The sequence below is a fragment of the Streptomyces humidus genome (assembly GCF_014649655.1).
GTDB classification, from domain to species: domain Bacteria; phylum Actinomycetota; class Actinomycetes; order Streptomycetales; family Streptomycetaceae; genus Streptomyces; species Streptomyces humidus.
On sequence record NZ_BMTL01000045.1, the window covers coordinates 21,737 to 34,217 of the forward strand.

At 70.8% G+C, this 12,481-nt stretch carries 12 protein-coding genes; 6 read left to right on the forward strand and 6 right to left on the reverse strand.

From position 1 onward, the window contains the following. The first annotated feature begins 114 nt into the window (after positions 1-114). The 3 genes from IE239_RS36285 to IE239_RS36295 all read left to right on the forward strand — a co-directional run bounded on the left by IE239_RS36285 (position 115) and on the right by IE239_RS36295 (position 2,979). On the forward strand, positions 115-1,557 hold the full coding sequence (locus IE239_RS36285; RefSeq protein ID WP_053744044.1) for a carboxyl transferase domain-containing protein: 1,443 nt from the start codon (positions 115-117) through the stop codon (positions 1,555-1,557). 48 nt (positions 1,558-1,605) lie between these two features. Continuing rightward, the gene (locus tag IE239_RS36290) at positions 1,606-1,935 is read left to right on the forward strand and encodes a DUF4286 family protein (protein WP_053744045.1); all 330 of its coding nucleotides are present in this window, start codon (positions 1,606-1,608) and stop codon (positions 1,933-1,935) included. Between the two features lie 105 nt (positions 1,936-2,040). Next, on the forward strand, positions 2,041-2,979 hold the full coding sequence (locus IE239_RS36295; protein WP_053744046.1) for a VOC family protein: 939 nt from the start codon (positions 2,041-2,043) through the stop codon (positions 2,977-2,979). A gap of 72 nt (positions 2,980-3,051) precedes the next feature. On the opposite strand, the gene IE239_RS36300 is transcribed toward IE239_RS36295, so the two are convergent. Both IE239_RS36300 and IE239_RS36305 read right to left on the reverse strand, forming a co-directional pair. Beyond that, the gene (locus IE239_RS36300; protein ID WP_053744047.1) at positions 3,052-4,209 is read right to left on the reverse strand and encodes a thiolase family protein; all 1,158 of its coding nucleotides are present in this window, start codon (positions 4,207-4,209) and stop codon (positions 3,052-3,054) included. A gap of 26 nt (positions 4,210-4,235) precedes the next feature. Further along, a complete protein-coding gene (locus tag IE239_RS36305) occupies positions 4,236-4,655 on the reverse strand; it encodes a Zn-ribbon domain-containing OB-fold protein (RefSeq protein ID WP_053744048.1) in 420 nt (139 codons plus the stop codon). 133 nt (positions 4,656-4,788) lie between these two features. Here IE239_RS36305 and IE239_RS36310 point away from each other — a divergent pair, with 133 nt between their 5' ends. After that, positions 4,789-5,496 (forward strand): TetR/AcrR family transcriptional regulator, encoded by a 708-nt coding sequence (locus IE239_RS36310; protein WP_159049611.1) that lies wholly within the window; start codon positions 4,789-4,791, stop codon positions 5,494-5,496. A gap of 24 nt (positions 5,497-5,520) precedes the next feature. Here the strand turns inward: IE239_RS36310 and IE239_RS36315 are convergent, their stop codons facing one another. Next, complete coding sequence (locus IE239_RS36315) at positions 5,521-6,288, reverse strand: SDR family NAD(P)-dependent oxidoreductase (RefSeq protein ID WP_053744051.1); 768 nt, start codon at positions 6,286-6,288, stop codon at positions 5,521-5,523. 188 nt (positions 6,289-6,476) lie between these two features. On the opposite strand from IE239_RS36315, the gene IE239_RS36320 reads away from it, so the two are divergent. Next, on the forward strand, positions 6,477-7,649 hold the full coding sequence (locus IE239_RS36320) for a thiolase family protein (protein WP_053744052.1): 1,173 nt from the start codon (positions 6,477-6,479) through the stop codon (positions 7,647-7,649). Positions 7,650-7,747: 98 nt separating this feature from the next. Further along, entirely contained in the window at positions 7,748-9,895 is a 2,148-nt protein-coding gene (locus IE239_RS36325; protein WP_053744053.1) for an acyl-CoA dehydrogenase family protein, read from the forward strand. Between the two features lie 68 nt (positions 9,896-9,963). Here the strand turns inward: IE239_RS36325 and IE239_RS36330 are convergent, their stop codons facing one another. The 3 genes from IE239_RS36330 to IE239_RS36340 all read right to left on the reverse strand — a co-directional run bounded on the left by IE239_RS36330 (position 9,964) and on the right by IE239_RS36340 (position 12,456). Beyond that, positions 9,964-10,377, reverse strand: coding sequence for a MaoC/PaaZ C-terminal domain-containing protein (locus IE239_RS36330; RefSeq protein ID WP_053744054.1), 414 nt, complete (start codon positions 10,375-10,377; stop codon positions 9,964-9,966). 15 nt (positions 10,378-10,392) lie between these two features. Further along, positions 10,393-10,938 (reverse strand): FAS1-like dehydratase domain-containing protein, encoded by a 546-nt coding sequence (locus IE239_RS36335; protein WP_063783568.1) that lies wholly within the window; start codon positions 10,936-10,938, stop codon positions 10,393-10,395. Between the two features lie 144 nt (positions 10,939-11,082). Continuing rightward, positions 11,083-12,456: a VWA domain-containing protein gene (locus IE239_RS36340; protein WP_190153731.1), complete on the reverse strand. Its 1,374-nt coding sequence runs from the start codon at positions 12,454-12,456 to the stop codon at positions 11,083-11,085. Positions 12,457-12,481: the final 25 nt, after the last annotated feature.

Consider the following 12,481-nt stretch of genomic DNA (forward strand, 5'->3'; position numbering starts at 1 on the left):
GGTGTGACGTTTGCCGCGTTGTCGGGCGGCTCGGGAATTGAGATGGTTGGTGGACCATCAATCTGTTCGCCCGAGCCCCACGCTCGATGGCACCCCTTCGATGGGAACTCCACCATGACCGTCGAGCGCAATCATGTGTGCCTGTCCATGCCTCCGCTGACGCACGAGTGGGATGTCGATCTGGCCTCGGCGAACCCGCTCCGATTTCCCGGCTACGACGCTCCGGCCCCGCAGGACGAGTCCGTCCGTACGGGTGTCACCGAGCATCCCCGTGGTCCCCTCGTGGTGATCGAGTGCCGGTTCGACCGGCACGGCGGCACGATGGGTGTGGCCGCCGGTGAGCGCATCGTGCGCGCTTTCGACAGAGCCCGAGAGGAGCGGCTGCCGGTCGCCGCGTTCGTGGCCAGCGGCGGTGCGCGGCTGCAGGAGGGCCTGGTCTCGCTGACCCAGATGGCGCGCACCGCCGGCGCTGTCGGGCGCCTTCGCCGCGCCGGCCTGCCGTTCGCCGCGGTGCTGCGGCCGCATACGACCGGCGGCGTCTACGCGTCCTGGGCCTCCCTCGCCGACGTCCTCGCCGCCGAGCCTGGGGCCACGATCGGATTCGCCGGTCCCCGGGTGGTCGCGCAGGTGACCGGCTCCTTCCCGCCCGCCGACTCGCACACCGCGGAGGCCGCCTACACGCAGGGGCGGGTCGACGCACTCGTCGGACCCGAGGCCCACTGGGTATGGCTGGGCAACGCGCTGTACGGTCCCGGGCCGGCGCTGCGACTCCCGCCCGGGCGTCCGCTGCCGGCTCCCCGCAAGCCGGTGCCCCGCGACCCCTGGGCCGCCGTCCTGCACGCGCGGGATCCCCGCCGCCCCTCGGGGCTGGAGTGGAGTGCCCTGCTGACCGAGGGCTGGGTGGAGCTGCGGGGAGGCGACCCGGCCGTCCGGGCCGGCCTGGCCGTCATGGCGGGCGAACGCCTCGTCGTCGTGGCGATGGACCGGCACAGCCGACCTGACGCGGCCGCGCGCGTACTCCCGGCCGGATTCCGCCTGGCCCAGCGCGCGTTCGACCTCGCCGAACGGTTGCGGCTGCCGGTGCTCACCCTGATCGACACTCCCGGCGCCGAGCCCGGACCGGCGGCCGAGGCCGACGGTGTGGCCGGTGAGATCGCCCGGACGCTGCTGGCGATGTCCGGCCTGACCGTGCCCACGGTGGCCGTGTGCGTCGGGGAGGGCGGCAGCGGAGGAGCCATGGCCTTCGCGTACACCGACCGCCTGTTCCTGCTGGAGGGATCGGTGTTCTCCGTCATCGGTCCGGAGCCGGGAGCCGCGGTCCTCTTTCGCGACGCGTCCCGGGCGGCAGAGCTGGCGCGGTCGTTCCGGCTGACCGCCGTGGAGCTCGCACGGCTGGGCGTGGTCGACGACGTGCTCCCGGACGGTGACGTGGACGCGGTCCGGTCCGCGGTCCTCGCGGCCCTGCGCGAGGCGCACCCCGGCGAGCGGGACGCACGCATGGACAGGCTCGCCCGCAGCCACCTGCGAAGGCCCGCGATGATGTGCCGCCCGGAGTGAGTCCGGGCGGACAGAGCACACCCGGCACACCGTGAAAGGAATGGTGGGATGAGCACTGCGATGTTCCTGGCCTGGAGCAGCCCGGCGGGCCCCGAGGCGGAGGACGAGTTCAACGACTGGTACGTCAACACGCATGTCCCGCAGGTGCGCGAGGCCGTCCCGGCCGTCACGGCCGTGCGCCGCTATGCCGTCCTGGGCGCCGGTGAGGAGTCCGGGCCCCGGCGGTACCTGTGCTGCTACGAGCTGAGTGACGCCGATGCGGCGAGCGCGGCGCAGGCGCTGGCCGCGGCCTTCGACAACGGCCGGTTCGACATGTCCCCGGCGATGGACACGACCACCGCGCCACCCGACCTCCAGTTCCTCGTCCCGGTCGACTGACCCCTCGGTCCGATGTGCCGCGCTGACATGTCCGGGCGCTGGCAAGACGAGACTGTAAGCCTTACGATAAGCAATACGGAAGGGTTACCCGTCGGAAGGACGGTCGTGCGGAAGCAGGCGAAGAAGACCGGTGACTTCGGCATCGGCATGATGATCCACGCGGTCCACATGACCGATGACGTCACGAAGCTCAACCAGTTCTACGAGGACGTGTTCGGCGGCCTGGTCTACATGGGCGTCGACGAGCCCAACTTCCTCCCGCCGGAGGACAGGTGGGCCGGTCTGATCATGATCAGCGACCTGTGCATCGAGACGATGGCGCCCAATACACCGGTCGATGCGACCAAGCCGGTCGGGAAGTTCTACACCAAGTTCGGTCAGCACCTTCACTCGGTCGGCTACCTGGTGGACGACCTGGTCGGGCTGGGCAACCGGATGATCGACAAGGGCGTTTACATGGGCAGGCCGGGCGGCGGCAAGATCGAGGAGATGGACCCCGACACGCAGTACTTCTACCCGAGCCCACGCGACACCGCGGGCCTCATGGTCGAGCTGTGCAAGGTCCACATGCAGAACGACCCGCGCGAGCTCGGAACCTGGTCCTCACAGCGCAAGTTCTGGGAGACCAGCCACCCGCTCGGCATCAAGCGCATGCTGTACGTGACCCTCGGGGTGAAGGACCTCGAATCGGCGGTGAAGACCTACGTCGACGTCATGCAGGCCATGCCGATCGCCGAGGGCGTCGACGACGGCGGGCAGTACAAGTTCGCGACCCTCCACCTCGGCGACTGCCTGCTCCAGCTCGCCGAACCGCTCGGGCCTCACTCGCCGCTGGGCCGGCACGTCGCTCAGTGGGGCAACATGATCTACTCGATCACCTTCCGGGTCAACGACCTGGACTCGGCTCAGCAGTGGCTGAACGGCAAGGGCATCAGGACCTCCCGCCCGCGCCCCGGCCTGCTCGCCGCCGACCCGCAGGACACCTTCAACGCGCCGTACTTGTTCACCACGGACGTACTGGAGGGCGATCCGTTCGAGGAGTGATCCCGCGTATGCGTCGGGCCCGTGCGGAGTCCTTCCTCACGGGCCCGATGTGTCCGGGTAGGCAAGGGCGCGTCATTCGGCGGTGATGAGGGCGCAGCCGGAGAAGGGGCCGACGGCGTTGCTCACCACGCCGGCCGTCGGCCGGCCCGGCAGCGCGCGCTCGCCCGCGGTACCGCGCAGTTGACGGGTGACCTCGATGAAGTAGTTCGCGCCGTGCCGGCGTCCGACGTTGCAGGCGCCGCCGTCGGTGTTGGTCGGGATGACCCCGTCGGCCCGGGTGTGCCCGGACGACACGAACGGACCGCTCTCGCCGATGCCGCAGAAGCCGAGCGCCTCCAGCCACTGCAGCGCGATGAAGGAGAAGCCGTCGTACAGCCCCGCCACGCCCACGTCCGACGGCTTCAGGTCCGTGCGCGACCACATGCGCCGGGCGGCCCGGAACGGGGACGACTGCGTCATGTCCTCGACCAGGCTGAAGTCGCTCTCCTGGGTGGTGCCCATCGCCCAGGACTCGAAGAACACCGGCTTCTGGCGCAGGTCGCGCGCCCGCTCCTCGGTGGTGAAAATGAGTGCCGAGCTTGAGTCGACCGGGTAGTCGCAGTCCAGCAACCGCAGTGGCGCGGCGATGTAGCGCGCGCTCAGGTAGTCGTCGATGGTGAGCGGTTCGGTGAAGAAGGACTCGGACGGGTTGGCGATCGCGTACTCGCGCTGGGCGACGGCGAAGGCGCCGAAGTCCTCCTCCTTGGTGCCGTACATCGCCATGTGCCGCTGCATGTACAGCCCGGCCCAGTGGGAGCCGGTGAAGGAGCCGTAGGGCATGGTGAACTGGAAAGGCCCGGGCGCGCCGCGTTCCATGCCCGGGACCAGCGAACTGCCACCCGCCGCGCCCGCGCGATGCACGGTGCGCAGGGTCAGGACGGTCTCGGCGCTGCCGGAGGCGATGGCGGCGATGGCGTGCAGCGCGGCCATCGAGTAGGCGGCACCGTCGACCGACCCGGAGTAGAACGCCAGGTCGGGGATGCCCAGCATCGCCGCGGTGTGTGTCGCCGACACGTACTGGTGCGGAAAGCTGTGCACGACGACACCGTCGATGTCGGCCGGCTTGACGCCGGCATCCTCCATCGCGGCGATGGACGCCTGGGCGGTGAGGGTGTCCAGCGACAGGCCGGTGTCGCGGCCCACCGTCGAGTAGCCGACGCCGACGATCGCGACGCGCTGTTTCTTGGGCACGGGAGTCCTTTGGGGATGGTTGTCGGTCAGGCCCGTACCAGACGGAAGACGGGCAGGTCGATCGCGTCGCTGAGGGCGCGGAAGCACACCTCGACCGGATCACCCACGTTCACGCCGTCGGCCTGGAGATCGACGATGTTGGTCAGGAGCTTCAGCCCCGGTTGGTCGTCGAGTTCGACCACGGCGATGCAGAACGGGAGCTTGTCGGCGAAGGAGGGGTGGAACGCCTGCGTCGCCATCGTGTAGCTGTAGACGGTCCCGCGGCCGGACACCTCGGCCCCGCCGAGGTCGAAGGAAAGGCAAGAGTGGCACACCGGCTCGGGCGGATGCTGGTAGGTGCCGCAGGCCGAACAGCGCTGGATCATCAGCTCACGGCGACGGGCGGCCTCCCAGAAGAAGCTGGTCAGCTCGTCCGGAGCGGGCAGCAGGGGCGGTGACTCGGTCATGCCCGGTCTCCCTGTCGGTGGTGGGGAACGCATTGCTGGCGTGTCATACAGTAAGCCATGCCGTATCCTTGTCGAGGTCTCTGGTCGCCTTCTCGAGTGCCTCGCGCTCAGTCCCCCCGGTGAGGATCAGATCGTGCCGAACGAAAAGCGGCAGACGACCCGGCACCGTCGCAAGCGCGGGTCGATCAGTGCCGACGAAATAGTGGAGGGCGCCTTCGCGGTCGCTCGTCGGCGCTCCCTGGACCAACTGAGCATGCCGCGTCTCGCCGAGCATCTGAGCGTCGGTGTGACCAGCCTCTACTGGTACTTCCGGAAGAAGTCCGACCTGCTCGGCGCGATGACGGACGTCGCGGTCGACCGGCTCCTCACCCGGATGCCCGCGGTGCGTACCGAGGACAGCTGGCAGCGGGCCATGCTTGAGCATTTCACCGCGCAGCGCACCCTCCACCGGGAGGACGAGGTTCTCTCCGACCTGCTGCTGACCCGGACGTCCAGCTACGGCGCCGAGGCGACGCGGCGGACCATGGAGCTGATCGAGGCCGTGGTCGGCAAGCTCGTCGACGCCGGTTTCGACCATGACAACGCCATGCTGGCGTACAACGCCTTCTCGGTATACACGCGGGGCCACATCATCCACGACCGCATCCTGCGCCGGTCGAACACGCCCACCCTGGACCAGCGGCAACAGCGCATGACCGACTGGTCCTCCATGCCGGTCCTGGCGAGTCTGCTCGACCGGCATCCGCTCGCCGGCACCACGGACGAGGACTTCGCCTTCTCGGCCGCCCGGTTGCTGTGCGGCTTCGAGGTGCTGCTCGCCGAGCAGGGCGAGCCGGCCTGACCCGCCGGGCCGACCGGGCGTGGGTCAGAGGTTGAACCGCAGCGCGCCGTCGATGCGGATCACGGTGCCGTTGAGGTAGTCGTTCTCGGCGATGTGCACGGCGAGCCGGGCGTATTCGTCGGCGCGTCCCATGCGCTTGGGGTTGGGCACCCCGGGCCCCCATTTGGCCTGTGCCTCCTCTTCGGCCATGCCGTAGGCGGGCGTGAAGAAGGTGCCGGGGGCGATGCACATGACGCGCACCCCCGCCGGGCTGAGGTCCCGTGCCGCGGTGAGGGTGAGCCCGATGACGCCGCCCTTGGCCGCGGAGTAGTCGCTCTGCCCCACCTGGCCCTCGAAGCCGGCGATGCTCGCGGTGGAGATGACGACGCCGCGCTGGCCGGAGTCGAGCGGTTCGTTGTGGGTCATCGCCGCGGCGGCCTTGCTCATCACGCGGTAGGTGCCGGTGAGGAAGATGTCCATCGTCCGGGCGAAGACGTCGGCCGAGTACGGGGTGCCGTCCCGGCCGACCATCCGGCGCCCGGCCGCCGGACCGCCGTGGACGACGACGGCCGTGCGCAGCGGGCCCAGCTCGGTCGCGGCGGTGACCGCCTGGTCCACCGACTCGTCCTTGGTGACGTCGGTGGGCACGAAGACCACGGCGTCGCCGAGTTCGGCGGCCAGGGCCTTGCCCTTGTCCTCGGCGAGGTCGGCCACCACCACCTTCGCGCCGGCCTCCACCAGGCGGCGGGTGGTCGCCTCGCCGAAGCCGCCGGCGCCGCCGGTCACGAGTGCGGACGATCCGGAAAGATCCACAATTCCTCCTTGGGTGACGCGCTCCGGCGGAGTTCCGTCGGGCGGCGGCGGGTCGATGCCCCGACTGGAAACAGCAGGGTTCGATTCACCGAAAGTACTGTACTGTTGTGACAACAGTATTGACTACTGTTTCGCGTCGGCCATCAGGGCGCCGCAGACCCGAGGCCATCACCCCAGAAGAGGTGCACGTGTCCGCTCCAGTCATCGTCAGCGCAGTGCGCACGGCCATCGGCACCGCCCGCAAGGGCACCCTTGCCAACACCGACGGCGAGACCCTCGCCTCGGCGATCGTCGAGGAGACGGTGTGCCGATCGGGGCTCGAACCCCACCGGTTCGACGACATCCTGCTCGCGGAGAGTCAGTACGGAGGCGGTGACCTGGCGCGCTACGCCGCCGTCGTGAACGGCATGCTGGACGTGCCCGGCGTCGCGCTCAACCGGCACTGTGCCGGCAGTCTCACCTCCATCGGCCTGGCGGCCGCGTCGGTGAAGTCCGGCATGGAGTCGGCGCTCGTGGCCGGTGGTGTGCAGGCGACCTCGATGGCGCCGCGGCTCAGGCAGCGGGTCGCCGGCACGGCCGACGAGTACGCCGACTGGTATCCCGCGACGCACCCTGACTCGCCCACGGCGCCGAACCTGGACGTGTCGATCACGGTCGGCTGGAACACCGCCAAGGCCGTCGGCATCACCCGCGAGGAACAGGACGCCTGGGCCTGCCGGTCGCACCAGCGCGCGGTCGCGGCGATCGACGCCGGCAAGTTCGCCGACGAGATCGTGCCGCTCAAGTTGGACGGCCCGGGCGACGCCCCGGTCGAGTTCGCCGTGGACGAGCACCCGCGGCGCGACACCTCGCCGGCGAAGCTGGCCTCGCTGAAGGTGCTGCACCCCGAGATCCCGGGCTTCTCCATCACCGCGGGCAACTCCAGCGGCATCAACGACGCCGCTGCCGCGGTGGCCGTGACCAGCGCGGAGCTGGCCTTGGCCGAGGGGCTCACGCCACTGGCGAGGATCCTCGCCTGGGGCGCGGCCGGGGTCGACCCGGCACTGATGGGCTTCGGGGCGCTGCGCGCGGCCGACAAGGTGCTGCGGCGAGCCGGACTGACGTACGCCGATGTGACGCTGTGGGAGATCAACGAGGCGTTCGCCTCCGTCCCGATCGCCGCCTGCAAGGAGTTCGGGCTGGACGAGGAGCGGGTGAACTTCAGCGGCAGCGGGTGCAGCCTCGGCCACCCGGTGGCCGCGTCCGGTGCCCGCATGGTCGTCACGCTCGTGCACGAGTTGCGGCGGCGCGGCGGCGGTCTCGGGCTCGCGACCATGTGCGCCGGTGGTGGCCAGGGCGGCGCGGTCCTCATCGAGGTCTGAATCGGCTGAGCGGTCACCTGAATTTCCTACTGTAAGTCATACAGTATAAGAAGTGGCCGACGGTGGGTCGGCCGGTTCCAGCATCGAGGAGTCGCCCGATGGGGCTTGCCATCACCGAGGAACACCAGGCGCTCGCGGCCGTCGTCCGCTCCTTCGCCGCCGATCAGCGGGTCAGGAGCGGCGCGCGCGCCGCGCTGGACGCGGACGCTCCCGCCGTACCCGAGACGTGGAAGCGGATCGGCGACCTGGGCTGGCTGAGCCTGCACCTGTCGGAGCAGGCGGGCGGCTCCGGATTCGGCCTTCCTGAACTCGCCGTCGTCGTCGACGAACTGGGTCACGCGATCACGCCCGGCCCGCTGCTGGCCACCGCCACCGCCTCCGCGGTGCTGTCCGCGACCGGGGGTGACTCGCTGCACGAGTTCGTCACCCGGCTGGGCAACGGCTCGGCCGTCGCCGGACTCGGGCTCACGGCCGGACTGACCCGCGACGACGACGGCGCGTACAGCGGCGAGCTGACGGTGCTCGCCGGGCGATGGGCCGACGTGCTGCTCCTCGCGGCCGGCGACGACCTGCTGATGGCCCCCACCACCGACGCGGCGGTCGACGTGGTCCCGGTGAAGGGCCTGGATCCGTCGCTGGGGCTCGCCAAGGTCTCCGTCACCGGGCTGGTCCCGGCCGACGGCCATGTCCTCGCCGGCGCCCTCGGCCCGGCGGTCGCGGTGTTCCGGACGCTGGCCGCCGCCGAGGCCGCCGGCGGGGCGCGGGGCTGCCTGGACCTCGCGCTGGAATACGCCCGGGTACGAGAGCAGTTCGGCCGGAGCATCGGCAGCTTCCAGGCGGTCAAACACCACCTGGCCGACATGCTGGTCGCCGTCGAGCTGGCCACCGCGCTCGCCTGGGACGCGGCCCGAGGAGCGGCCACGCCGGCCGAAGCGGAGCTGGCGGCCGCGGCGGCGGCCGGCCTGGCCATGCGCAGCTACCAGGAGTGCGCGCAGAAGGCCGTCCAGATCTTCGGCGGCATCGGCTTCACCTGGGAGCACGACGCCCACCTCCACCTCAGGCGCGCGGCGGCGCTCCGGGCCGTGGTGGCCGCCCTGGGCTCGGCCGAGGACGACGTCTACGAAGCCACCCACGCCGGCGTACGGCGGCAGTTCGCGGTCGAACTGCCAGAGGAGGCCGACACCTATCGTGCCGAGGCCCGCGCCTTCCTCGACCGGTACCGCGCCGCCCCGGAGGAAGAACGCCGGGCGCTGCTCGTGTCCTCGGGATACCTGGTGCCGCACTGGGCCGAGCCGTTCGGACGCGGGGCGGGCGCGATCGAGCAGCTCGTCCTGGAGGAGGAGCTGGCCGGGATCGAGATGCCCTCGCTGGGCATCGGCGGATGGGTGCTGCTGACGCTCACCCAGACCGCGGACCAGGAACAGGTCGAGCGGTGGATCACCCCGAGCCTGCTCGGCGAGCTGCAGTGGTGCCAGCTGTTCAGCGAACCGGACGCCGGCTCCGACGCGGCTGCCGTGCGCACCCGCGCCGAACGCGTCGAGGGCGGCTGGCGGGTGACCGGCCAGAAGGTGTGGACCAGCAACGCGCAGGACTGCAACCGGGGCCTCGCGACGGTACGGACCGACCCGGAGGCGCCCAAGCACCGGGGCATCACGGCGATGGTCGTCGACCTCACCGCGCCCGGCGTCGAGATCCGGCCGCTGCGCGAGATCACCGGGAACGCGCTGTTCAACGAGGTCTTCTTCGACGACGTGTTCGTCCCCGACGCCGACATCGTCGGTGAGCCGGGCGGCGGCTGGAAGGTCGCCCGGGCGACTCTCGGCAACGAGCGGGTGACGATCGGCGGCGGGTCGCCCGAGCGCCTGTCGGCCTTCGAACTGACCGACCTCGCGCTGCGGCACGGCGCGCTCGACGCCGAAAGCCGGCGGGCGATCGCCCGGCTCCTCGTCGAGGCGCAGGCGATGCGGGTGATCAACCTGCGGCAGGCGACGCGTGCCGTCACCGGGGCGGGGCCGAGCGCGGAAGGCAACGTGACCAAGCTGCTGTCGGCCGAGCACGCCCAGCGCGTGAGCGAGCTGGCGCTGCGGCTGTGCGGCACGGCCGCCATCATCGGGGACGAACCGGAGATCGCCGTGGAGTACCTGTTCGACCGGTGCCTGACGATCGCCGGCGGCACCTCGGAGATCACCCGCAACGTCATCGCCGAACGCATACTCGGCCTGCCCCGCGACCCACTATTGCGCTGACCGGGCAGGGAGCGGGACACGGCGGGCCCGTCCCCGGTCACCGGGGACGGGCCCGCCGTGTGACGACGTCAGTCGAGCTCGACGACGGCCTTCCCGGGAGCGATCTGGTTGCCGTCCTGGTCCTCGGTCCACACATCGAGGTCGACCAGGCGCACGCCGTCCTCGACGCGCACCGCGGTGACCGTGCCGCGTGCGCAGACGGTCATGCCGCGTGTGTTGACGGCCCGGAACTGGCAGCGCAGCGACACGATGCGGCCGGCGCCGCCGAGCCAGTCGCGCACCAGGTTGTGCAGGTAGGCCCACTGCAGATTGCCCATCCCGAAGGCCCCCGAGTAGCCGGCGGCCCGCCCGGCCTCCTCGTCCATATGGATTGGGACGAACTCGTCGTTCACGGCGGCGTAACGGTTCCAGTGGGCGAAATCGGTCGTGCGGGTGAACTCCGGCAGGCTGTCGCCGACGGCCGGACTGAGCATGGTGGTCATGATTCCTCGACGCGGTCAGTAGCGGATGAGAGTCGTACGGCTGCGCTTGACGAGCTCGCCGTCCTGGTTCGTCCAGGTGTCCTCGGTGACGGTGAACAGCATCAGACCGAGCCTGCCGGGGCGCTCGGCGTACGACATCAGCCGGTTCTCCGAGGTGATCACGTCACCCGGCCGCATCGGCACGCCGTAGTCGACCTCCAGGCCCCCGTTCAGCTGGAACTCCAACGGTGGCGGGGTGATACCGAGCAGGCGCTCGAGGGAGCCGGGATCGTTCTCCTTCCCCCCGGACGGAGCCGCGCTCTGCAGCGCCGCCAGCCAGGCGAAGGGGTTGAAGTCCTCCGGTGCGGTGATCCCGCCGTGGCGCGACTTCGCGGCGGTCTCCGACTCGATGAAGCGCTCGGGTGGGGCGTCGGGGTAGTAGACCGCCAGCGCCCAGCGGCGGATGTCCGACTCGGAGACGCGGAAGGAGACGCGGCGGGACAGGGTGCGGCCGATGGCCGTCAGCATCTCGCCGGAGATGTGACTCACCTCGGCCTGCGCTGGTTTCGTGGTGTCCGTCATGACTGCACTGCTCCTGTGGGGTTACGGTGCCCGTTCGGCAGGAAGGCCTTGCTGCCGGGGTACGTCGGCCGGAGCAGGCCCAGCACGTCACCTGCCATGCGGGTCACCTCTTTTCGGTCTGTGGTGTGGACGGCATGGGGTGGCTCAGGCGAGGCGCTCGACGAAGGCGCGCAGCTGCCGCAGGTTGCGGCACTCCACCACCTCGTCGCAGTACCCGGCGTACCGCCCGATCACGGAGTCGCCGCTGTCCCAGGCGGCCCGTGGCTCGGGGTTGAGCCAGAACAGGTGCCCGCAGCGGCCGGCGATCCTGCCGAGCGCGTCGGCGCGCGGTGCGTGGTAGTTGGAGCGGGCGTCGCCCAGGACCAGGACCGTGGTGCGGGCGCGCAGCTCACCGGCGTGATCCCGGCAGAAGGTCTCGATGGCGTTGCCGTAGTCCGAGCGGCCGTCCAGCCAGACGCCGAGCCCGAGCCGGTTGATCTCGCTCGCCACCTCCAGCACGTTCGCCGACCGCTCGATCAGGTCGGTCACCTCGTCGAGGCCGTCGACGAACACGAAGCACCGCACGCGGGCGAACCGGCTGCGCAGCGCGTAGGTGAGCTGGAGGGTGAAAGCGGCGAAGGCCGAGACCGATCCGGAGATGTCGGCGAGCACGACGAGTTCTGGCTTGGCCGGGCGCGGCGTGTGGTGGCGCAGGTCGACCGGTATGCCACCGGTCGACAGGGACGCGCGCATGGTCCGGCGGACGTCGATCCTGCCGCGATGGCCGTGCCGACGCCGGTGGACCATACGGGCGGCGAGCTTGCGGGACAGCGGCTGGATCGTGTCCCACAGCTCGTGCAGTTCCGCAGTGGCGGCGGTGAGGAAGCCGACGTCCTCCGGCAGCGGCCGGCGCAGGGTCTTCGCCACGGCGTCGACGCCGCGGTCGGCCACGAGCCGGCGCCGGATCTCGGCCTCGACCTCCAGCCGGAACGCGGCGAGCCGCCGCTCGACGTCCTCCAGGAACAGACGCCGGGGGAGAGGACCGGCGAGGGCGGCCGGGGTGCGCGCCTCGGCTCGCCGCACGAGGGCGGCGGTGACGCGGTCGACGTCCAGGGCGCGCATGGCGCGGAACAGGTAGGAGGTGCCGGCGACGGCCCTGCCCGGCTGGATGCCCGCGTGCCGGTCGACGAGCAGGCCCGCGAGGTGGCGTTGCATCAGGGATCCGTTCTCACCGGCCTCGATCGACTCGGCGAGGAGGCGGCGGATCGTGGCGTCGTCCGGCTCGCCGAGGCCGACGCCGCCGGTCGCCCGGTCCGGCACGCGCTGTCCGAAACAGACGTCGAAAACCCTGTCGAAGGCGCTCAGATGGCCGGCCGACTTCACCAGGGTGACCGCGAGGCCGCTTCTGACCTCCTCCCGGTCGGCGAGGTCGGCGTGGCCCAGTGCCGCGGCGGCGTCGGCTTTCTCGGACGCCGACACCGGGACCCCGAGGGCCCGCAGTTCGTCGACGAGAGCGTCGAGAGTCGTGATCAGGGACACCGCTCAACCCCCCCCGAAAGCATTA